At 71.4% G+C, this 20222-nt stretch carries 23 protein-coding genes; 7 read left to right on the top strand and 16 right to left on the bottom strand.

Going from position 1 to position 20222, the window contains the following annotated elements:
* Positions 1-25: 25 nt before the first annotated feature.
* Positions 26-475 (top strand): D-aminoacyl-tRNA deacylase, encoded by a 450-nt coding sequence (gene dtd, locus OHA55_RS13435; RefSeq protein WP_266706062.1) that lies wholly within the window; start codon positions 26-28, stop codon positions 473-475.
* Positions 476-496: 21 nt separating this feature from the next.
* Here the strand turns inward: dtd and OHA55_RS13440 are convergent, their stop codons facing one another.
* The 6 genes from OHA55_RS13440 to OHA55_RS13465 all read right to left on the bottom strand — a co-directional run bounded on the left by OHA55_RS13440 (position 497) and on the right by OHA55_RS13465 (position 5868).
* Positions 497-1462, bottom strand: coding sequence for a folate-binding protein YgfZ (locus tag OHA55_RS13440; RefSeq protein WP_266706064.1), 966 nt, complete (start codon positions 1460-1462; stop codon positions 497-499).
* A 76-nt stretch (positions 1463-1538) separates the two neighbouring features.
* Positions 1539-1988, bottom strand: coding sequence for a Fur family transcriptional regulator (locus tag OHA55_RS13445; protein ID WP_266706066.1), 450 nt, complete (start codon positions 1986-1988; stop codon positions 1539-1541).
* A 98-nt stretch (positions 1989-2086) separates the two neighbouring features.
* Complete coding sequence (locus OHA55_RS13450; protein ID WP_266706086.1) at positions 2087-2659, bottom strand: FABP family protein; 573 nt, start codon at positions 2657-2659, stop codon at positions 2087-2089.
* Between the two features lie 280 nt (positions 2660-2939).
* Complete coding sequence (locus OHA55_RS13455) at positions 2940-3989, bottom strand: hypothetical protein (RefSeq protein WP_266706088.1); 1050 nt, start codon at positions 3987-3989, stop codon at positions 2940-2942.
* Entirely contained in the window at positions 3986-4945 is a 960-nt protein-coding gene (locus OHA55_RS13460) for a hypothetical protein (RefSeq protein ID WP_266706090.1), read from the bottom strand. The genes OHA55_RS13455 and OHA55_RS13460 overlap by 4 nt, the downstream gene beginning before the upstream one ends.
* Positions 4942-5868, bottom strand: coding sequence for a hypothetical protein (locus tag OHA55_RS13465; protein WP_266706092.1), 927 nt, complete (start codon positions 5866-5868; stop codon positions 4942-4944). The genes OHA55_RS13460 and OHA55_RS13465 overlap by 4 nt, the downstream gene beginning before the upstream one ends.
* A 107-nt stretch (positions 5869-5975) precedes the next feature.
* Here OHA55_RS13465 and OHA55_RS13470 point away from each other — a divergent pair, with 107 nt between their 5' ends.
* Entirely contained in the window at positions 5976-6338 is a 363-nt protein-coding gene (locus OHA55_RS13470) for a DsrE family protein (protein ID WP_266706094.1), read from the top strand.
* A gap of 24 nt (positions 6339-6362) precedes the next feature.
* On the opposite strand, the gene OHA55_RS13475 is transcribed toward OHA55_RS13470, so the two are convergent.
* From OHA55_RS13475 to OHA55_RS13505, 8 genes are all read right to left on the bottom strand, one after another.
* Positions 6363-6635 (bottom strand): DUF3099 domain-containing protein, encoded by a 273-nt coding sequence (locus OHA55_RS13475; RefSeq protein WP_266706096.1) that lies wholly within the window; start codon positions 6633-6635, stop codon positions 6363-6365.
* Between the two features lie 186 nt (positions 6636-6821).
* On the bottom strand, positions 6822-7109 hold the full coding sequence (locus OHA55_RS13480) for a DUF1416 domain-containing protein (RefSeq protein WP_030925040.1): 288 nt from the start codon (positions 7107-7109) through the stop codon (positions 6822-6824).
* A gap of 35 nt (positions 7110-7144) precedes the next feature.
* Positions 7145-7984, bottom strand: coding sequence for a sulfurtransferase (locus tag OHA55_RS13485; protein ID WP_266706101.1), 840 nt, complete (start codon positions 7982-7984; stop codon positions 7145-7147).
* Between the two features lie 163 nt (positions 7985-8147).
* Complete coding sequence (locus OHA55_RS36570; protein ID WP_350310325.1) at positions 8148-8228, bottom strand: putative leader peptide; 81 nt, start codon at positions 8226-8228, stop codon at positions 8148-8150.
* 217 nt (positions 8229-8445) lie between these two features.
* Positions 8446-9138 (bottom strand): DUF2993 domain-containing protein, encoded by a 693-nt coding sequence (locus OHA55_RS13490; protein WP_266706103.1) that lies wholly within the window; start codon positions 9136-9138, stop codon positions 8446-8448.
* Between the two features lie 126 nt (positions 9139-9264).
* Positions 9265-10755 (bottom strand): hypothetical protein, encoded by a 1491-nt coding sequence (locus OHA55_RS13495; RefSeq protein ID WP_266706105.1) that lies wholly within the window; start codon positions 10753-10755, stop codon positions 9265-9267.
* Positions 10756-10765: 10 nt separating this feature from the next.
* Positions 10766-11020, bottom strand: coding sequence for a MoaD/ThiS family protein (locus OHA55_RS13500; protein WP_266706107.1), 255 nt, complete (start codon positions 11018-11020; stop codon positions 10766-10768).
* Positions 11021-11141: 121 nt separating this feature from the next.
* Positions 11142-12098: an alpha/beta hydrolase gene (locus tag OHA55_RS13505; protein WP_266706108.1), complete on the bottom strand. Its 957-nt coding sequence runs from the start codon at positions 12096-12098 to the stop codon at positions 11142-11144.
* Between the two features lie 305 nt (positions 12099-12403).
* Between OHA55_RS13505 and OHA55_RS13510 the strand changes: the two genes are divergently transcribed.
* The 5 genes from OHA55_RS13510 to OHA55_RS13530 all read left to right on the top strand — a co-directional run bounded on the left by OHA55_RS13510 (position 12404) and on the right by OHA55_RS13530 (position 17923).
* Complete coding sequence (locus tag OHA55_RS13510; protein WP_266706110.1) at positions 12404-13201, top strand: response regulator transcription factor; 798 nt, start codon at positions 12404-12406, stop codon at positions 13199-13201.
* A gap of 24 nt (positions 13202-13225) precedes the next feature.
* Positions 13226-14269 (top strand): LacI family DNA-binding transcriptional regulator, encoded by a 1044-nt coding sequence (locus tag OHA55_RS13515; RefSeq protein WP_266706112.1) that lies wholly within the window; start codon positions 13226-13228, stop codon positions 14267-14269.
* A gap of 194 nt (positions 14270-14463) precedes the next feature.
* Positions 14464-15693 carry a S1C family serine protease gene (locus tag OHA55_RS13520; RefSeq protein WP_266706114.1) on the top strand — a complete coding sequence of 410 codons (1230 nt, stop codon included), beginning with the start codon at positions 14464-14466 and terminating at the stop codon, positions 15691-15693.
* Positions 15694-15788: 95 nt separating this feature from the next.
* A complete protein-coding gene (locus OHA55_RS13525) occupies positions 15789-16520 on the top strand; it encodes a response regulator transcription factor (RefSeq protein ID WP_266706116.1) in 732 nt (243 codons plus the stop codon).
* Positions 16517-17923, top strand: coding sequence for a cell wall metabolism sensor histidine kinase WalK (locus tag OHA55_RS13530; protein ID WP_266706118.1), 1407 nt, complete (start codon positions 16517-16519; stop codon positions 17921-17923). Before OHA55_RS13525 ends, OHA55_RS13530 begins: the two co-directional genes overlap by 4 nt.
* Positions 17924-17944: 21 nt before the next feature.
* Here the strand turns inward: OHA55_RS13530 and OHA55_RS13535 are convergent, their stop codons facing one another.
* Together OHA55_RS13535 and OHA55_RS13540 are read right to left on the bottom strand one after the other, a co-directional pair.
* Complete coding sequence (locus OHA55_RS13535) at positions 17945-19225, bottom strand: DUF4157 domain-containing protein (RefSeq protein WP_266706120.1); 1281 nt, start codon at positions 19223-19225, stop codon at positions 17945-17947.
* Between the two features lie 373 nt (positions 19226-19598).
* The gene (locus tag OHA55_RS13540; protein ID WP_266706122.1) at positions 19599-20030 is read right to left on the bottom strand and encodes a hypothetical protein; all 432 of its coding nucleotides are present in this window, start codon (positions 20028-20030) and stop codon (positions 19599-19601) included.
* Positions 20031-20222: the final 192 nt, after the last annotated feature.

Here is a 20222-nt window from a genome sequence, read left to right on the forward strand (position 1 = left end):
TTCAGCCCAAGATAGGTTGGTCTGTATGCGTGCAGTGGTACAGAGAGTGGATGGCGCGAGCGTCTCCGTGTCCGAGGGCACCGAAGCCGCCCCGGAGACCGGAGTCGTCGGCGAGATCATGGGCGAGGGCCTGTGCGTGCTGGTCGGAGTCACCCACGGGGACACCCCGGAGAAGGCGGCGCAGCTCGCCCGGAAACTCTGGTCGGTGCGCATCCTGGAGGGCGAGAAGTCCTGTTCCGACGTGAACGCACCGCTTCTGGTCATTTCGCAGTTCACCCTCTACGGGGACGCCCGCAAGGGCCGCCGCCCCACCTGGAACGCCGCGGCGCCCGGTGAGGTCGCCGAACCGCTGGTCGACGAGGTCGTGGCACAGCTGCGCGCGCTCGGGGCACGGGTGGAGACGGGCCGGTTCGGGGCGGACATGCGCGTCACGCTCACCAACCACGGCCCGTTCACCGTCCTCATCGAGGTCTGACGGGGATCCGCCGGACACCGCCTACGGCTCGACGATCGTCTCCTGCGCGGCGGCGGTGTCCCCGGCGAGCAGCTCCGCGTCGACCGCGACGTTCCGCTTGACCAGCGCGAGAGCGATCGGGCCGAGCTCGTGGTGCCGGGCCGAGGTGGTGATGAAGCCGAGCTGGCGGCCCTCCGCACCGTCCGAGGCGAGGCGGACCGGGGTGCCGTGGCCGGGCAGGTGCACCTCGCTGCCGTCCAGGTGGAGGAAGACGAGCCTGCGCGGCGGCTTCCCCAGGTTGTGGACGCGCGCGACGGTCTCCTGGCCCCGGTAGCAGCCCTTCTGCAGGTGGACCGCCGTGCCGATCCAGCCCAGCTCGTGCGGGATGGTCCGGTGGTCGGTCTCGAAGCCCAGGCGCGGGCGGTGCGCCTCCACGCGCAGCGCCTCGTACGCCAGGATGCCCGCGGCCGGACCCGCCTGGGCGGTGTACGCCTCCAGGTCGGCGCGCGGCAGGAACACGTCGCGGCCGTGCGGTTCCTCGCGCACCGCGAGGCCCTCGGGCACCTCGGTGATGGAACCGGCCGGGAGGTGCACCACGGCGAAGTCCTCGGTGCGGTCGGCGACTTCCACCCGGTAGAAGAACTTCATCGATTCCAGGTACGCCACCAGGTCCGCGCGGGTCCCCGGCTCGACGTGCATCCACACCGTGGAGCCGTCGTCCACGAGGTAGAGGGCGTGCTCGATGTGACCGTTGGCGGAGAGGATCAGCGCCTCGGTCGCCGTGTTCGGCGCGAGGTCGGTGACGTGCTGGGTGAGCAGCAGGTGGAGCCAGCTCAGCCGGTCGTCGCCGGTGACGGTGACGACGCCCCGGTGCGACAGGTCGACGAACCCGTCGCCGCCGGCGAGGGCGCGTTGCTCGCGGAACAGGTCGCCGTAGTGCGCGGCGACACCTTCGTCGCGGCCTTCGGCGGGGACGGCGCCGGGCAGGGACAGCAGGGGGCTCTTCATGCGACCAGCGTACGGCGCGCGCCTCCTGGCCGTGGGGCCGGGCGCCCGCGGCCGCGCGGGTCCGCTCCGGGGCCGCTCAGCTCCGCTCGGCGTCCGCGGGCTCCGCACCGCCGGCGCGGCAGTCGCGGCACCGGCCGAAGATCGCGAAGTGCTTCATGTCCGTCTCGAAGCCGAAGGTCTCGCGGAGCTTGGCGGTGAACTCGGCGGCCACCTCGGTGTCCGCCTCGATGACGTCCGAGCAGTCGCGGCAGACCAGGTGGATGTGGTGGTGCCGGTCGGCGAGGTGGTAGGTGGGGGCGCCGTGGCCGAGGTGGGCGTGGCTCACCAGCCCGAGCTCCTCCAGGAGCTCCAGGGTCCGGTAGACCGTGGAGATGTTGACCCCGGACGCGGTCCGGCGCACCTCGCAGAGGATGTCGTCGGGAGTCGCGTGCTCCAGCGCTTCGACCGCCTCCAGCACCAGCTGTCGCTGCGGCGTGAGCCGGTAACCGCGCTGCCGGAGGTCGGTCTTCCAGTCGGTGCTCACCACGGGCCCAGTGTACGGCGCTCCGCACGGCATCCTCCTGCGCTCAGAAGGATGCCGGTGGCCCGTATCGCGCGGGGAGCGGCCCGCTCGGAGAAGGCGGCCTACTTGAAGAAGGCGATGCCGTCGTCCGGGAGGTCGCCGAGGCTCTTCGCCATCTCCTGGACCTCCTCCGGGGTCACGACCTTCTTGAGGTGCGCCGACATGTACGGGCGCAGCTCGACGTCGGGGGTGGCCTTCTCGCCGACCCACATGAGGTCGCTGTTCACGTAGCCGTAGAGGCGCTTGCCGCCGCTGTACGGGCCGGAGGCCGCGGTGCGGGCGACCGCGTCGGTGACGACGTCGATCTGCGGCTTCTGGTCGGCCAGCTCGCCGTACCAGACCTCGACCACACCCTGGTCGCGGACCATGACGATCTCGACCTTGCGGTCCTTGTCGATGCGCCAGTAGCCGGACTCAGACTCCAGCGGACGGACCTTGTTGCCCTCGGCGTCGAGCACCCAGGAGTGCGAGACGTATTCGAGGAAGTCGCGGCCGTCGTGGCTGAAGGAGACCTCCTGGCCGAAGTTGCACTTCTCGTCGCCGGGGAAGTCGGCGACGCCCGCGCCGGCCCAGTTGCCCAGCAGGAACGCCAGCGGAACGAGGTCCCGGTGAAGGTCGGACGGAATCGAGATCATGAGCGGCTCAGGCGATCTGTGAGGGAATGGCGGAGGTGGACGAGGGTCAGCGCTGGCCCTGGTACAGCTTCTTCACGGTCACCGCGGCGAAGGCGAGGACGCCGACGCAGACCAGGACCAGCAGGGTGTCGAAGAATGCCTCAAGCACGAAGAGCTCCTCGTAACGAGCGAATGACGGCAATGGCGCCAATACAGGGCCGGGCCCCAGCCTAGTCGGTAGGGGCCCGGCCCTCTCGTTCAGGTCCGCGCGGTGCCGGGCGGTGCGGGCGCCGGGCGGGGCTCAGCCGAGCAGCTGGTCCTGGAGGATCACCGTCTGCTGGAAGGGCACCTTCGCCGCCTTCCCGCCGCCCCCTCGGGACTGCTCGATCATCGCGACGATGTCCCCCGCGATGACGTACGCGACCCGGACGTGCTCCTTGTCGTACGGCTTCTCCTCGTCGAAGACGTACGGCTGGACGTCGGCCGAGATCGTGTCGTCCGGCCAGGAGTCGTCCAGGACCAGACCCGCCACGCCTGCGGGCAGCGGCTGCTCACTGTTGCGCATGGCCAGCTCGTCGCCGAAGTCGGTGGCGAACGCGACCGAGTTGAACTGGAGCAGGTAGATCTTGGAGGAGGTGCCGTCCGGCATGGTCCAGCCGCGCGCCGCCGTGTGGCGCAGCGCGGAGTCCGTCAGGACCTGGCCCAGGTGGGACCGGTCGTCCTCGGCGAACTCCGAGAGGAACTGCGCCGAGGGGACCCAGTCGCCGGTGAGCTTCTTGTCCGGCACCGATCCGGCGGGGGCGGGCAGCAGCAGCTTCCGCACGTCGGCGTAGTGGATCTCCGCGTCGTTGGATGCGTCGAAGGGGCGGGCCTTGCCGGGGGGAAGCGCGGGCAGCGCGAGCTCGGGGTAGTCCCACCGGCCGTCGCCCACGGTGGAGAGACCGGGTACGTCGGTCCGCTCCATCGAGGTGATCCCGTAGGCGGTCCCGGCCGAGGCGGCACCGAAGACCAGTACGGCGGCGGTCCAGCGCGCGACGGCACGCAGGACGCGCCGCGGCTTCCGGGGCCCCGCGGGAGGCTCCTGCCCCTCCGGGCTCCCCGCCGGTACGAGCACGAACCCGGCGGGCGGGGCCGCCAGGGGCGCCGGCCCCCCGGGGAGGGGCGGCGGCGGTACGGTCGCCGGACCGGCCGGCGGCACCTGCGCCGGAGCGGGCACGGTCTCCGCCGGAGCGGGAACCGGGGCCGGAGCGGGAACCGGGGCCGGAGCGGGCGCGGTTTTTGCCGCCGCCGGGTCCGGAGCGGGCGCGGGCGTGTCGGCCTGCGGCTCCGGGGTCACCGTCTGCTCGGTCATATGTACTCCCCCGGGGACTTGATGTGGTCGAGCTCGTCCTTCACCAGGCCGGCGACGTCGGACATGCTCATCGGTTCCGTCCCCTCGGCCTCGACGGTGATGAGGAGTTCGTCCTCGTACGCCGTGCACATCACGCCGTCGAGCCCGTCCTCGTTCTTGGGGTAGCGGAAGCAGAGGGCCTTCTTGTAGCCCTTGATCTTCGGACCCTCACGGAAGATGTCGAGCCCGTCCATGAACTCGGTGTCGGCGGACCACAGGTCGTGGACCGCCTTGGTGTCCTTCATCCGCACGACGCCGATGACGGCCGTCATCTCGGACGACACGTAGGACCGCTGGGCCATGCCCTGGATCTTCATCCGGTCGACGCGCTTCTCGTACTCCCGGCGGGCCTTGCCCGCCAGGCCGTGGACCGACTGCTTGATGGCCGTCGCGGCCTCCTTGCCGGTGGTCACGCTGTCGTTGCTCAGCCCACCGTTGTCCATGCCGAGTTGCCAGTCGTCCGTCGCCGGGAGGAGCAACTTGCTGAGTTCGGAGTCGTACCGGCCCGCCAGGGCGGCTTTGCCGAGATCCTTCTCCTCGCCCTTCGCCGCCCGGGACTCCTTCGGCGCGCCCTTGGGCCAGAGGACGGTGGGCGAGGTGCGGTCCGCCGAGTCGACGGTGTTCTTGGTGTAGACGCCGGCGCCGGCGATCACACCGAGGACGACCACGGCCGGCACGACGTACCGCGCCATCCGCATCACCCGACCGGTACCGGCCTTCGCCGCCGGAGCGGGAGCCCCGGTCTCCGTGGAGGCGCCGGTCCCCTCGGAAGACCCCGCCTCCGGGAGGGGCACGGCGTCGGGCGTGGCCTCGGGCGTGGCGTCGGGCACGGCGTCGGGCGTGGCCTCGGGCGTGGCCTCGAAGGGCGCTCCGGGTGTGGCGTCCGGGGGCACGGCCTCGTTCTTCTCGTCGTTCACAGCCGCTCCAACTGGCGCTCCGCCAGGCTCCGGATGGTCTTCTTGCTGATCGGCTCGGAGTCGAAGACCGAGATGTCCATCACGATGTCCCCGCGCACCGCGATGGCCCTGGCCTCGTACATCGGCAGGTATCCGGCTTCGCGGTGGACGGGGTAGATGAAGTACCGGCCGTCGAGGCTGCCCTTGACGGGGTCGCCGTCGTTGTCCGCCCCGTCCTCGTACGGCAGGTAGTTCATCTGCGAGGCGAAGTGGTCCGCGGCTCCGAGGGAGTCGTCGGAGCGGTACTGCACGAGGTCGACCTTCGTCTCGCGGTTCTCGCCCTCGCTCCAGGACGCCTCCGCGATGCGCCGGATGCCGCTGCCCAGCAGGTCGTCGAACATGTAGTCGGGGCTCTCGTACTCCGAGGCGTAGTCGGACAGGGTCAGGAAGCCCCTGCCGAAGTCCTCGTCCACCTCGGCGCCCTTGGGCGCGGGCAGCAGCAGCTTGGTCAGGTCACCGTCCGTCTTCACCTGGCGGTCCTGGGCCACCGGCAGCGGGTCGGCGACTTTGCCCGGCTTCGTCGGGTAGGCGAGCCGCGCATGCGCGAGCGGGCCCAGCGGGGTCGGGTCGCGGTCGGCCTGTACGCCGTACCCCACGGCCCCGCCGATGGCCACGCCGAGCACCGCGGCGGCCAGCACGATGAGCGAGGTGCGTCCGCGCGGACGGCGGCGGACGGTGTCCGGGGCGGGCTCGGCAGCGCTCTCGGTCGCGCTCTCGGCTGCGATTTCCTGCTCGTCGGCCACCGGCGCGGGCGGCACATCCGCGGGTGCGGGCGGTACGGGCGCGGAAGGAGCGGCCGGGGTCAGGTTCTCACCGGGCTCCGCGGCCTGCGGCACGTCCGGCGACTGGACGACATCGCCGGAATCGGTGTCTTTCGGTTCCAAAAGGGTCCCCCCATAAGAGACCTGAGGCGCGGGTTCCATTACCTGCGCACACAACTGACCCACAGGTCGCAGAAGGGGTTGCGCGGCCGACGGTTACAGTTCGGCATATGCCGAAGAAGCTCGTGATCAAGGTGACCGCAGGGGCCGACTCCGCCGAGCGGTGCTCGCAGGCGTTCACGGTGGCGGCGGTCGCCGTCGCCAGTGGCGTGGAGGTCTCGCTCTGGCTGACCGGGGAGTCGGCCTGGTTCGCCCTGCCCGGCCGCGCCGCCGACTTCGAACTCCCGCACGCCGCACCGCTGCCCGACCTCATCGAGTCGATCATGGCGGGCGGCCGGATCACCCTCTGCACCCAGTGCGCGGCACGGCGGGACATCACGGAGCGGGACGTCCTGGAGGGCGTACGGATCGCGGGGGCGCAGGTCTTCGTCCAGGAGGCGATGGCCGACGACGCCCAGGCACTGGTCTACTGACGGACCGTCGGGCGCGGGGCGGCGTCAACGGTCGTATCCGCGGCGCTTCCTGTCGTCCAGCTCGTCCCACCACTCGTCGGACTTCGGATCGCCGGACGGATGCTCGTCCCACCAACGGTCCTCGGGGCCACGGCGGTTGGCGACCATCGCCGCGACCGGCGGGATGACCATGGCGACCACGCACATCCCCACGGCGACCGGCATCGACCAGAGGCGCACGACGGCCCAGGCGGACACGAAGAGGACGACGCATCCGCCCATCAGCAGGAAATAGCCGCGCCGGCGCCGGGCGTACATACCTCCAGCGTAAGGGCTGTCCCCCGGGCCCGGCGCGACCGATCGCCCCCGGGCAGCACGAAGGGCCGTACCCCTTCTGTCACAGGTGGCGTCCAACCCCCCTGGGGTACGGCCCTCCGGCCCTGCCTCACCGGTGCGGGCACCCCGCTCGCGCAGGGCCCCGCACCGATCAGCGGCTCACGTCGCTCAGACGGCGATGGCAACCTCGGAGAGGCCACCGGTCTGTGCGACGACGGTGCGGTCGGCGCTGCCGCCCGGAACCAGCGCGCGGACCGTCCAGGTCCCCTCGGCCGCGTAGAAACGGAACTGCCCGGTCGCCGAGGTCGGGACCTCGGCGGTGAACTCACCGGTCGAGTCCAGCAGACGGACGTAGCCGGTGACGGGCTCGCCGTCACGGGTCACGCTGCCCTGGATCGTCGTCTCGCCGGGCTTGATGGTCGAAGCGTCGGGGCCGCCGGCCTTTGCTCCACACATGGTGTTCAGTCCTTCTGGGTCGGGGGTCCTGCGAATTACTTGTTGGCGCCGAGCTCGATCGGCACGCCCACGAGGGAGCCGTACTCGGTCCACGAGCCGTCGTAGTTCTTGACGTTCTCCTGGCCGAGCAGCTCGTGCAGGACGAACCAGGTCAGCGCGGAGCGCTCGCCGATGCGGCAGTACGCGATGGTGTCCTTCGCCAGGTCGACCTGCTCGTCCTCGTAGAGGGCCTTGAGCTCGTCGTCCGACTTGAAGGTGCCGTCGTCGTTGGCGTTCTTCGACCACGGGATGTTGCGGGCGCCGGGCACGTGGCCGGGGCGCTGCGACTGCTCCTGCGGGAGGTGCGCCGGGGCGAGCAGCTTGCCGCTGAACTCGTCGGGGGAGCGCACGTCGACCAGGTTCAGCGTGCCGATGGCCGCCACGACGTCGTCGCGGTAGGCGCGGATCGACTCGTCCTGGGCCTTGGCCTTGTACTCGGTGGCCGGGCGCGCCGGGACGGCGTCGGTCAGGTCGCGGGAGTCGAGCTCCCACTTCTTGCGGCCACCGTCGAGGAGCTTGACGTTCTCGTGGCCGTAGAGCTTGAAGTACCAGTACGCGTAGGAGGCGAACCAGTTGTTGTTGCCGCCGTAGAGGACCACCAGCGTGTCGTTGGCGATGCCCTTCTCCGACAGGAGCTTCTCGAAGCCGGCCTGGTCGACGAAGTCACGGCGGACCGGGTCCTGGAGGTCCTTCGTCCAGTCGATCCGGATGGCGTTCTTGATGTGGTTCTTCTCGTACGCCGAGGTGTCCTCGTCGACCTCGACGATGGCGACCTGCGGGTCGTCGATGTGGGCCTCGACCCAGTCTGCATCGACCAGTACGTCGGTGCGGCTCATGCTGTTCTCCTCCGGGGCAGTCTGCGGCGGTGTCATGCGGAGTGAAAGTGCTGCGGCTGCACGCGGACGCCGGGCGTGGGCGTGCACCGGGGGCACGGGCCGGCCCCGACGGTTCAACGGTCGAGGGGCCGGAGGGAAGCGGGACGGGACGGAAACGTCCTGCTCAGAAGGTGCGACAGAGCATGGCGGCGACGCGGCACAGGTCTACTGCCCGCCGCTTCGTGAGGTCCGCCTGTCGTTTCATGTGTCCGATCGTAGGGAGCCGGAGGCGGGGATGTCACCGGCATGTCGGATGATGAGACAGTAACGTCCGCGATACGAGACTCAGTAGGGGAATCCACCTCCCCGGGAACCACCGGACCCGCCCGGACCGGGCTGCCATCTGCGGTACGGACGCCGGCGTCTCACCATCCGGTCCCCTGCCCCCGCGCGCCGCCGCCCAACCCCGTCGGCCCGGGGCGTCAGCCCACGAGGGCCATGTCGGTGGCCTCCACCGAGACCTCCAGGCCCTCCGGGCCTGCCTCGATCTTCTTCAGCACCACGCCGTCGGGCAGCCCGCCGAGGCTCCGCTCGAAGTCGGTACGGGTCCGCACCAGCTGCTCCAGGCCGGGGATGCCCTCGGCCGGCACCTCGTCCGCGCGGACCCTGACGGTACGGCCGTCGACCAGGGTCACCGAGGAGACCACGCTGCGGCTCACGTCGCCGAGGCCCGGCACGTTCACGGAGCCGGTGACCTTGACCTTGCCGTTGTCCGCGTACTGCACGGTGATGCCGTCCTCGGCGGCGGCGGACACGTCCGCGTAACTGACCACCGCGGTGCCCTTGACCAGACCGGCCCTGGCGCTGGAGTACCCCTCGCCGATGACGACCCGGTCGAGCTCGGCGCGCAGCTCGCTGATCCGGATGGTGTCCCCGGCGGCGCCGGCCTGGATGCCCTTGAGAACGACGTCGACCTGGTCGAGGTCCCGGCCCGCGATCTGGGTGAGGAAGGGGAAGCCGTGGATCGAGACCTCGGTGGAGGCGGCCGTGGCGCCGGTGAACTCGACCCGGTCCGCCGCCTCGTTCTCGGCGAAGTGGACCGCGATGCGGTCGACGGCCACGAACAGGCCCCCCAGAACCACCACGACGATCAGCAGTATTCGCAGTGCGCGCATGCCTGTTCTTCTCCCACTCTCGCCGACGGACTCCGGGCTTCCCAACGGCCTGACACGGCCGCGGAAAGCCCGGAGTGAGCGACGAAGCGGGGTACCCGGTCGGTTCCCGGAAGGATCGGCGGACCGTCAGCCGATCATCCGGCCCACCAGGTAGACGGCCGGGGCCGCGGCGGTGAGCGGCAGCGCCACACCGGCCGTCATGTGGACGAACCGGGACGGGTAGTCGTAACTGGCCGCCCGAAGTCCGACGAGGGCGCAGACACCCGCCGCGACACCCGACAGCACCGCACCCGCCAGACCGATCCCGGCCAGCGAGCCCGCCACCGCACCCAGTGCGGCGGCCGCGACCAGCGCCCCGGCCACGGAGGCCGGTCCGGGAAGCGGCAGCGCGCGGACGAGCGCGGCGGCGGCGACCGCGACCGAGCCCGCGACCACCACGTCCGGGTCCGCCGCGAGGTACCCGCCCGCCAGCACGGCCAAGGCCGCCGACACGACGGTGGCCATCAGCCCGTACATGCGCTCGTCGGCCCCCGCGTGGCTCCGCAGCTGGAGCACGAGGGTGAGCAGCACCCACACCCCGAGCGTGCCGAGCAGGGCGGCCGGGCCGTGCTCACGGCCGGCGGCGAGCAGCGCGATGTCCGCGACGAACCCGCCGAGGAAAGCCAGCGCGATGCCCTGCCTGGCCGGCCACATGCCGTTGAGCCGGAACCACCCGGCCGCCGTGACGGCCTGGAGCAGCACCAGCGGTACGGCCAGCGCGTACTGGCCGACCGAGGCACCGACCGCCAGCAGCAGCGCGAGGACGGCGGTCAGCGCGGCGGGCTGCGTGCCCGGCGCGATGATCGGCGACCGGCCCTCGGCGCGGGCGCGCTGGGCGTCGGTGATCCGGGTGTTCCCGACCGTGGTGGGAGCGCCGTACCCGTCCGTGCCGGGCTGTGCCGCAGCCGGAGCCGGCGCGGGCGCGGCGGATGCCGCCGGGGCTGCCGGTGCGTACGGGCCGGACGCGCCGAACCGCTCCGCGGCGGGAGCCGGGGACGCCGGGGCCCGGTGAGCCACCGGGACCTCGGGGGGCAGCGGGTACGAACCCGACACGGGAGCCTGCGCCCCGGTGACGGGCGGCAGAAAGGCCGTCTGCTCCGCGTCGGGCGCGGCCTGCTGCGGCTGCGGCCGGGGCTGCGAGGACGCCTGCTGCTGGGGCTGCCCCCATGCCCGCTGCGGTCCCTGCTGCGGGGCGTACGCCTGCTGCGGCGTGTACGCCTGCTGCGGCGTGTACGCCTGCTGCGGCTGCCCGTAAGGCGACGGGGCCTGCCCGTACGCCTGCGGGGCGGCCTGCCCGTACTGCTGCTGGGGCTGCGCGTGCCCGTAGGACTGCTCGGGCTGCGGCTGCCCGAAGGACTGCTGGGGCTGCTGGAACTGCTGTTGCGGCTGGACCGTGGGCTGGTACTGAGTGTCCCAGGTCTGGGCCTGCCAGGTCTGCGTGGACCCGATGTCCTCGGCGGCGTACGGCTGGTCCGGGTAGGCGTGCCCGGGGTACGCCTCGGCGCCGTCGCCGTACGGGTACGGCTCCTGGCCCTGCGGCCGGGCGCCGCTCTGGTCCCTGTTCTGTGCGCTGCTCATCGTCTCCGGTTCACCCTCCTGCGAACGGCGGGAGCACCTCGACCGTGCCGCCCTCGGCAAGGCGTACCGTCTCATGCCGCCGTGTCCCGACCGGATCGCCGTCGATCAGGAACGAGCACCTCGTGAGCACGCGCACCAGCTCTCCGGGGTGACGTCTCCGCGCGTCGTCCAGCGCCTCGGCCAGTGTCGTCGCCGCGTACGGCTCCTCGGCCGTGCCCGCGGCGGCCTTGGCCGCGGCCCAGTAGCGGATCGTGCCCGCCGCCATGGCGGCACCCCTCTCGTCGTCCGTCCGTCGTCTCGTCACACGCATCACACACGTCGCACACGCCACATGGGTCACGCGGAACTCCGCGCCCGGACGTGCCGCGCGCGCTGTCCATGATGGGTCACCCGCCGACCGCCCAATCCGCCATCCGGCCGAGCAGGGTCTCGTCCGCCGCGTTCTCGGCGTGTCCCATGCCCCGCTCCAGCCACAGCTCGGCGGCGCCCTCGGCCGCCGCGTCGGCCAGCATCCGGGGGTGGTCCAGCGGGAAGTACGGGTCCCGGTCGCCGTGCACCACCAGTAGCGGGGCGGGCGCGATCAGCGGGACCGCCTGCACCGGGGAGAGCGGCACCGGGTCCCAGTCCTCGTCGTGGATGCGGGTGCCCAGCCCGTACCGGCCGACCAGCCGTCCGGTGGGGCGGGTGACCAGCCAGTGCAGCCGGCGCATCGACGCGGTGCCCCGGTAGTACCAGCGGGCCGGGGAGCTGACCGAGATCACGGCGTCGACGTGGGCGAAGCCCGCGGCAGGACCCGCGGCAAGACCCGCGGCAGGGCCGGGAGCGAGGCCCTGGGCGAGACCCCCGGCAGGAACGGAGGATTTCACCACCCCCCGAACGGCCCCCTCTCCGTCTACGGATTCCTTCGTATACAGAGCGGCCTGCCGGAGAACCACGGAACCCCCCATGGAGAACCCGACCGTAACGATTCTGCGGTGTCCCAGAGATCTCGCCCAGGCCACCGCGGCGGCCAGATCGAGGACCTCGCGATCCCCCACGGTGGACTTTCCGCCGGACTTTCCGTGGCCCCGGAAGGAGAAGGTCACCACGGCCGCACGCTGCAGGAACACCCTCGCGGCACGCCGGACGGCGGGCCGGTCGAGGGCGCCGGTGAAACCGTGTGCGACCACGATCGCCGTCTGCTCCGCGACCCCTGTGGCACCCGGCACGGCACCTGCCGTACACGGCTCGTACACCGCCTCCACCGGGACCCCGTCATCGGTGAGCAATGTGGCGTACTGAGGGGTTCGCGTGATCAAGGGAACAGAAGAACTCACGAATCGACCCTCGGAGAGTGAACTCATGTGGGCTATTCTGCTGCGAAGAGGATCCGGGCAGAGCAGCCCCCGGATCCTTTTGTGCTTTCCGCGCGTTGTTACGGAGACGTTTCAACAAGCTCAGCGACCCCAGGGCGCGGGGCCGCAGCCGTAAAACCTGTATGACGAATACCGCAAGGTGTGGTCGTACAGCCGTGCAGTACGAAGTGATGCCGCATCTCCCCCGGGCACGACCCGGGAGTGCCCCTCTCAGAGGGAACGAGGAGGACCGACGTAATGGGCGAGCGAAACGTGCACCACGATCGACCGACGACCGAGGCAGGTGAGCGGCGATGAGCTCACTGCTGCTCCTGACGAATGCCCTTCAACCGTCGACGGAGGTGCTCCCCGCCCTCGGTCTTCTGCTCCACAGCGTGCGGGTGGCCCCCGCCGAGGGACCCGCTCTCGTCGACACCCCCAGTGCCGACGTCATCCTGGTCGACGGACGGCGGGACCTCCCGCAGGTCCGCTCCCTCTGCCAGCTGCTCCGCTCCACCGGACCCGGCTGTCCGCTGATCCTCGTCGTCACCGAGGGCGGTCTCGCGGCCGTCACCGCCGACTGGGGCATCGACGACGTGCTGCTGGACACAGCGGGTCCCGCCGAGGTCGAGGCCCGGCTCCGGCTCGCCACCGGACGGCAGCAGATCACCGCCGACGACTCCCCCATGGAGATCCGCAACGGTGACCTCTCCGTGGACGAGGCGACCTACAGCGCGAAGCTCAAGGGCCGGGTCCTGGACCTGACCTTCAAGGAGTTCGAGCTGCTCAAGTACCTCGCGCAGCACCCGGGCCGGGTCTTCACCCGCGCCCAGCTGCTCCAGGAGGTCTGGGGGTACGACTACTTCGGCGGTACGCGCACGGTCGACGTCCACGTACGGCGGCTGCGCGCCAAGCTCGGCCCCGAGCACGAGTCGCTCATCGGCACGGTCCGCAACGTCGGTTACCGCTTCGTCGCACCGGAGAAGGCCGACCGGAAGCAGCCGGCCCAGGAACCGGCCCAGCGGGGCGGCTCGCAGCCGGACCGGCCGTCGGAGAAACCCGAGTCGGCGGAGGTCGCCGAGGAACCCGTGGTCGAGCCTGTGAAGAGGTAGTTCCATCCGCGTAGACTGCCGCGCGTGGCCAAGGTGACGCGGGACGATGTGGCAAGACTGGCGGGTACGTCGACCGCGGTCGTCAGCTACGTCATCAACAACGGACCCAGGCCGGTCGCCCCGGCCACGCGCGAGCGGGTACTCGCCGCCATCAAGGAGCTGGGCTACCGGCCCGACCGGGTTGCCCAGGCGATGGCGTCGAGGCGGACCGACCTCATAGGAATGATCGTGCCGGACGCCCGGCAAGCGTTCTTCGCGGAGATGGCGCACGCCGTCGAACAGGCCGCCGCCGAGCGCGGGAAAATGGTCCTCGTCGGCAACTCCGACTACCGCGACGAGCGCGAGGTCCACTACCTCCGGGCGTTCCTCGGCATGCGGGTCTCCGGGCTGATCCTGGTCAGTCAGGGCCCCAGCGAACGGGCCGCCGCCGAGATAGAGGCGTGGGACGCCCGGGTGGTGCTGCTGCACGAGCGCCCCGAGGCGATCGACGACGTCGCGGTGGTCACCGACGACGTCGGCGGCGCCCAGCTCGCCACCCGCCACCTGCTGGAACACGGCTACGAGTACGTCGCCTGCCTCGGCGGCGTGGAGTCCACCCCGTCCGTCGGCGACCCGGTCGCCGACCACGTCGAGGGCTGGCGCCGGGCGATGCACGAGTCGGGCCGCTCCACCGAGGGCCGCCTCTTCCAGGCCCCGTACAACCGTTACGACGCCTACCAGGTGGCGCTCGGGCTGCTCGCCGGTCCGGACAGGCCGCCGGCCATCTTCTGCTCCACCGACGACCAGGCCATCGGCGTCCTGCGGGCCGCCCGCGAGCTGCGCATCGACGTGCCCGGCGAGCTGGCGGTGGCGGGCTTCGACGACGTCAAGGAAGCCGGGCTCACCGACCCGCCGCTGACCACGGTCTTCTCGGACCGCCCGGCGATGGCGCGGGCCGCCGTCGACCTGGTGCTCGACGACTCGCTGCGTGTCTCCGGCTCCCGCCGCGAGCGGCTGAAGCAGTTCCCCTCCGCGCTGGTGGTGCGGCGCTCCTGCGGCTGCGGCGAACCCTCGCCGCTCACGCCGTAACGAGCCCGCGCACGCCGTAACGAGCCCGCGCACGCGCTGAGCCCGCGCACTCCCTGAGCCCGCGCACCCCGTAAACCCGCGCACTCCGTGGGAAAGCCGCCTCCGGCCTCCGCTTATCCGGGCCCTACGAGGTTCTGCCCGGCTTCTCAGCGGGGGCTCAGGCTCCTCTCATGTTCCGCGGACACGCTTTCCTCATGACTGAGAGCCACCGCCCGAGCGGCGAGTACCCGACGTATCCCACGTACGGCAACGACTCGTACGGCACCGAGTCGCACCCCGCACCGGAGCCGGCCGCCGGCGGCGCGTACCCGCCGCCCCCGGCGTACGAGCCGGCCCAGCCGATCGCCGTGGACCCGCAGACCACCGTGTGGCCGGGCGGCGCGGCAGGCGGCGCGGGCGGCGGCGGGTTCTCGGACTTCCCCGAGTACGCGGGCTACCCCGCTCCCGCACCGCTCCCCCAGGAGCCCGCGCGGAAGGTGAAGCGGCCCTACGCGCTCCTCGCGGCGGTCGCCATCGCGGCGGCGGCGATCGGCGGCGGCACCGCCACCCTGGTCGGCGGCCTCGCGGACAACGGCTCCGGCTCCACCAGCGCGAGCAGCGTCGTCAGCGGCACCACCGTCTCGGCCGGCAGCGCGGGCACCGTCGCCGGGGTCGCTGCCGCCGTCTCCCCCGCGATCGTCGAGATCGGTGCCACCTCCACCGCGGGCGACTCCACCGGCTCCGGCGTGGTCGTCACCTCGGACGGCGAGATCGTCACCAACAACCACGTGATCACCGGCGCCTCCGAGATCAAGGTGACCCTCTCCACCGGCAAGAGCTACACCGCGAACGTGGTCGGCACCGACCCGGACAAGGACCTCGCCCTCATCAAGCTGGAGAACGCGAGCGGTCTGAAGACCGCCACCCTCGGCGACTCCTCCAACGTCGCGGTCGGCGACCAGGTCGTGGCGATCGGCTCCCCCGAGGGCCTGACCGGCACCGTCACCAGCGGCATCATCTCCGCGCTGGACCGGGACGTCACCGTCGCCAAGGAGGAGAGCGACTCCAGCTCCAGCGGCTCGGACAGCTCCGGAGGCTCCGGCGGCTCGGGCGGGTTCGGCGGCTTCGGCGGGAGCCAGGGCGGCAGCGGCAGCGAGCAGTGGCCCTTCGAGTTCGGCGGCCAGCAGTTCAACGGCGACACCGGCTCCTCCACCACCACCTACAAGGCGCTCCAGACCGACGCCTCGCTCAACCCGGGCAACTCCGGCGGCGCGCTGATCAACATGAACGGCCAGATCATCGGCATCAACTCCGCGATGTACAGCCCCAGCTCGTCCAGCAGCACCAGCGGCTCCAGCGCCGGCAGCGTCGGCCTCGGCTTCGCCATCCCCGTCGACACGGTCAAGGCCGACCTGGAGAACCTGCGTTCCGGCGACGCCTCCTGATCACCGCCGAACCCCTGGTCCCACCGCCCGGCGTGCGAGGCTGAGACCACCCACAGCTGCTCCGCGCAGCCGAGCCGAGAAGAGGACGCCGAGCGATGAGCCCCGCCGAAGACGATCCGCAGCGCATCCTGATCGTCGACGACGAACCCGCCGTACGCGAGGCGCTCCAGCGCAGCCTCGCGTTCGAGGGGTACGCCACCGAGGTCGCGGTCGACGGCTACGACGCCCTCACCAAGGCCGAGGCGTACCACCCCGACCTCATCGTGCTGGACATCCAGATGCCCCGGATGGACGGCCTCACCGCCGCACGCCGCATCCGGGCCACCGGGACCACCACCCCCATCCTCATGCTCACCGCCCGCGACACCGTGGGCGACCGGGTCACCGGTCTCGACGCGGGCGCCGACGACTACCTCGTCAAGCCCTTCGAGCTGGACGAGCTCTTCGCCCGTATCCGTGCCCTGCTGCGCCGCAGCTCCTACGCGGCGGCGCAGCAGGGCGCGGACATCTCCGACGACGACGTGCTCTCCTTCGCCGACCTGCGCATGGACCTCGCCACCCGCGAGGTCACCCGGGGCAACCGCCCCGTCGAGCTGACCCGTACCGAGTTCACCCTGCTGGAGATGTTCCTCGCGCACCCGCGCCAGGTCCTCACCCGCGAACAGATCCTCAAGGCCGTCTGGGGCTTCGACTTCGAGCCCAGTTCCAACTCCCTGGACGTGTACGTGATGTACCTGCGCCGCAAGACCGAGGCCGGCGGCGAACCCCGCCTCGTGCACACCGTGCGCGGCGTGGGGTACGCCCTGCGTGCCGGAGGTGAGGGGTGAGGCGCCTGGTCCGCAGGCTCCGCACCCTGCCGCTCCGCTCCCGCCTCGCCCTGCTCGTCGCCCTCGCGGTGGCCGTCGCGGTGGCGGCGGTCGCGGTGGCCTGCTGGTTCGTGACCAAGCAGCAGCTGGAAGAGCGCATGGACGAGTCGCTGCGCAGCTCGCGGGTGGACGACGTGACCGGTCTGCTCGCCTCCTGCGACAGCGGTAACCAGCAGCAGATGCCCCCCTTCGTGGGCGGCGTCTCCGTCCAGGTCATCAATTCGAGAGGCACCGTCTGCGCCGGCGACGAGGACGCCCAACTCCCGGTGACCGAAGCCGACATCGCGGTGGCCGAAGGCCGGGAGCCCTACACCCTGCATACCGAGACCGCCGAGAACGGCGTACGGATGCGGGTCTACACCTACCACCTGATCACCCGGCCCCCCACCGACTACGCGGTCACCATCGGCCGCCCGATGAGCGAGATCGACGACCCGCTCTCCGCGCTCGCCTGGCTGCTCCTCGTCGTCTCCGGGATCGGCGTCGTCGCCGCCGGGGCGGCGGGCATGTGGATCGCCCGCTCCGGGCTGCGCCCGGTGGACGAACTGACCCTGGCGGTCGAGCACGTGGCCCGCACCGAGGACCTGACCGTCCGCATCCCGGTGGAGGGCGAGGACGAGATCGCCCGGCTGTCGCGTTCCTTCAACTCGATGACCGCCTCGCTCGCGACCTCCCGCGACCGCCAGTCGCAGCTGATCGCCGACGCGGGCCACGAACTGCGCACCCCGCTGACCTCGCTCCGTACCAACATCGAGCTGCTGGCCCGCAGCGAGGAGACCGGCCGGGCCATCCCGCCCGACGACCGCAAGGCCCTGATGGCCTCGGTCACCGCCCAGATGACGGAGCTGGCCGCGCTCATCGGCGACCTCCAGGAGCTGGCCCGCCCGGACGCCGCCCAGCCCGGCCCGCTGGAGGTCGTGGGCCTGCACGACATCACCCGTACCGCCCTGCAACGCGCCCGGCTGCGCGGCCCCGAGCTGACCATCACCGCCGAGCTGGCCCCCTGGTACGTACGCGGCGAACCGGCCGCCCTCCAGCGGGCGATCGTCAACATCCTCGACAACGCGGTGAAGTTCAGCCCGCCCCGGGGATCCATCGAAGTGACTTTGAACCGAGGCGAGTTGAAGGTCCGCGACCACGGTCCCGGCATCCCCGCCGACGACCTCCCGCACGTCTTCGAACGCTTCTGGCGCTCCCCCTCCGCCCGCCAACTACCCGGCTCCGGACTCGGGTTGTCGATCGTCGCCCGCTCGGTCCAGCAGTCCGGCGGCGAGGTCTCCCTGCGCCCGGCAGGCGACGGCGACGGCACAGAGGCGGTCATCCGGCTGCCGGGTGCTCCTACGCCGCCGCCGGAGATCGGCTGAGGGACGGGGCGAGGACGGGCGTCAGGTGAGGCCGAGACCGGGCTCCCCGAAGTCCGGCATGGGAAGGCGCGGAGCCACGGAGGGGCGCGGGGGCGTGACGGGGTCGTCGGGAGATGAGCCTCTTCTCCGGCGCGGCTGGTTCTGCCCCGAATGCAAGGAGACGGCGGAAGACATACCGACCGATTCCTCCGCCCTGAACCGCTCCAGTTTCACGGCGTCCTCCACGACGATGTGCGTGGCGGTGACGATGATTCCGATGTAGGACAGACCCTGCACCGCGGCGCCCACCGCGGAGGCGATGGTCTTCTTGTCCGGTTCGAGGACTTGGCTGACGCCGTACGTGACCGCTCCGGCCAGGTTCATGGCGCCGAACAGGATGCGACACGCGCTGGGCAGGTCCATCCCTTGCCGGAGCCTGTGGCACCCCCGGATGATCTCGCCCAGCCCCACGGCGCCGTTCAGCGCGACCCCGCTCGCATAGACCTTGGTGCCCTTCTCCCCCATCGCGTTACCGATCGCCTGCACGATGAGCGGAACGGACTCGGGAATCACGTTGGCGGCCAGCTTGAGCAAGCGTTTCGTCGACTCGTTCTCGCCCGCTTGAGTTCCCCCGCCTTCTTCGTCGCGCGCGGGTGCTCGCTGAACCGACGGTCCGGCGTGCACGGGCGCGGGCACCGCCCGCTCGCCGCCGACGCGCTCACCGGCGCCCGACGGCCGCGCAGGCACCTTCGCCAGGAGGTGGGCGTACGACTCCGCCTCGTTCTCGTGGCGGTCGCCCGGCGAGGAGACGCGCAGACCGGTGCCGTTGTCGGTGCCCGCGACCCGGCCGCACTGCTGCTGCCAGGTGTGGGTCAGTTCGTGCAGCAGGGTGTGTTCGTCCATGCCCTGCTCACCGGCGACGATGTGCCGGCCGGAGGTGTAGGCGCGGGCCCCGAGTTCGGTCGCCGAGCGAGGCGCCTCGGGGCCGCTGTGCACCCGTACGTCGCTGAGGTCCGTACCCAGGCCCTGTTCGGCCTTGGCGCGGATGCGCGGGTCCACGGGGGAGCCGGGTGTCCGCAGCACGTCGAGGACCGACGACCGCTGCACCGGGATGCCGTGGTGGCATCCGACGCCGTGCTCGTGCTCCCCTGCCAGCGCCCGGGTCACCGCGGCATTGCCCGCCAGGCGCTGGAGGTTGAGCAGCGACGCGGCGGTCGTGGCGGTCGTGGCGGTGAGTACGGTACCCGGCCCGGCGCGGTGGAGCTGCGGGCGCGGCGATGGGGTCCGAGCGGACTTCTCGGACGGTGTCTCGTACGAATGCACCAGGGTCCCTGACTCTCGTCTGGTCGCGGGCGACGGCACGTTCGGCCGTCGCTGTCCCGGGAGGGGAGGCGACGGCCGCGCGCCGGCACCGACCGGACCGTACGGACGAGCCGGGCGACCGCGCGGCACCACGCGTCCTGGGTCTCGCGCACCACCCCGCCCCGTGGAGAGCCACGCCGTGGCCACGTCGGCTCCGTGCCACCGGTTCGCTTCCGGTTCTCCACGGGTCGACGTTAGGGACGCCTGACGCCCCTGACGTGCGGCCTTTCATGCACCCCTGACGGGTCGGGCCGTTACGTTGACGCGCCCCTGACTCGCCCCCGACTCACCCCTGGGCGGTGAACCACGGCCCGGAGATTCGCAGCTCGGAGAATCAAAGCTGGTCGGGCAGGCCGAAGTCGTCGGGCATCCGGAGGAACAACTCCGCGCCCTCACAACGCGATCCGCGACCCTCGGCCCGCTCGGCGAACACATCCCCCTCGCCCCGGGGGCGTAAGTTCCACTCGCTCCAGAAGTCACCGTGCCGGAGGGTGAACCCGCACGCCTCGCCCCGGTGGAGCGCGGCAAGCGACCCGATGCAGCCGCCACCCTCGTCCCAGCGCCGGGCCTGCACCGCTTCACCGGGCGGGAGTTGCGCGACGAAGTCACGCACCTGCCTCTGGACCCAACGGATCGCTTCCAGAGGAGTGTCGGTGGTGTAGTGCGCCGCGTCCACGATCTGGTCGGCTTCGACCGTGCTGTAGGTGACCCGTTCGCAGCGGAAGAGATGCGGTGGGATCACGGACGGCGGGAGCGAGTCGTGCACGGGGTGGCCTCCAGTCGCGCGCAAAAGAGGTCGGCTCACACCTCACCCGGCCCGCTGAGCGCGGCAAGGGCAGCCTGACACCTTCCCCTCAACTGACGGTTCACGTCGAGGAGAAGAGCAGCCGATGGCCGCACTCCGAGAAGCTAGCGCGCGGAGTGTCTGCACTTCAAGCAAATGACGTCTAAAGGGTGA

The organism is Streptomyces sp. NBC_00102, assembly GCF_026343115.1.
Taxonomy (GTDB): Bacteria; Actinomycetota; Actinomycetes; order Streptomycetales; family Streptomycetaceae; genus Streptomyces.

Coding starts and splice junctions, on each gene's coding strand:
- OHA55_RS13510 (WP_266706110.1), top strand. CDS start 12,404: ATGAGCTCACTGCTGCTCCTGACGAATGCCCTTCAACCGTCGACGGAG.
- OHA55_RS13525 (WP_266706116.1), top strand. CDS start 15,789: ATGAGCCCCGCCGAAGACGATCCGCAGCGCATCCTGATCGTCGACGAC.
- OHA55_RS13500 (WP_266706107.1), bottom strand. CDS start 11,020: ATGGCGGCGGGCACGATCCGCTACTGGGCCGCGGCCAAGGCCGCCGCG.
- OHA55_RS13480 (WP_030925040.1), bottom strand. CDS start 7,109: ATGTGTGGAGCAAAGGCCGGCGGCCCCGACGCTTCGACCATCAAGCCC.
- OHA55_RS13485 (WP_266706101.1), bottom strand. CDS start 7,984: ATGAGCCGCACCGACGTACTGGTCGATGCAGACTGGGTCGAGGCCCAC.
- OHA55_RS13440 (WP_266706064.1), bottom strand. CDS start 1,462: ATGAAGAGCCCCCTGCTGTCCCTGCCCGGCGCCGTCCCCGCCGAAGGC.
- OHA55_RS13455 (WP_266706088.1), bottom strand. CDS start 3,989: ATGACCGAGCAGACGGTGACCCCGGAGCCGCAGGCCGACACGCCCGCG.
- OHA55_RS36570 (WP_350310325.1), bottom strand. CDS start 8,228: ATGAAACGACAGGCGGACCTCACGAAGCGGCGGGCAGTAGACCTGTGC.
- OHA55_RS13470 (WP_266706094.1), top strand. CDS start 5,976: ATGCCGAAGAAGCTCGTGATCAAGGTGACCGCAGGGGCCGACTCCGCC.
- OHA55_RS13505 (WP_266706108.1), bottom strand. CDS start 12,098: ATGAGTTCACTCTCCGAGGGTCGATTCGTGAGTTCTTCTGTTCCCTTG.
- OHA55_RS13495 (WP_266706105.1), bottom strand. CDS start 10,755: ATGAGCAGCGCACAGAACAGGGACCAGAGCGGCGCCCGGCCGCAGGGC.
- OHA55_RS13475 (WP_266706096.1), bottom strand. CDS start 6,635: ATGTACGCCCGGCGCCGGCGCGGCTATTTCCTGCTGATGGGCGGATGC.
- OHA55_RS13490 (WP_266706103.1), bottom strand. CDS start 9,138: ATGCGCGCACTGCGAATACTGCTGATCGTCGTGGTGGTTCTGGGGGGC.
- OHA55_RS13520 (WP_266706114.1), top strand. CDS start 14,464: ATGACTGAGAGCCACCGCCCGAGCGGCGAGTACCCGACGTATCCCACG.
- dtd (WP_266706062.1), top strand. CDS start 26: ATGCGTGCAGTGGTACAGAGAGTGGATGGCGCGAGCGTCTCCGTGTCC.
- OHA55_RS13450 (WP_266706086.1), bottom strand. CDS start 2,659: ATGATCTCGATTCCGTCCGACCTTCACCGGGACCTCGTTCCGCTGGCG.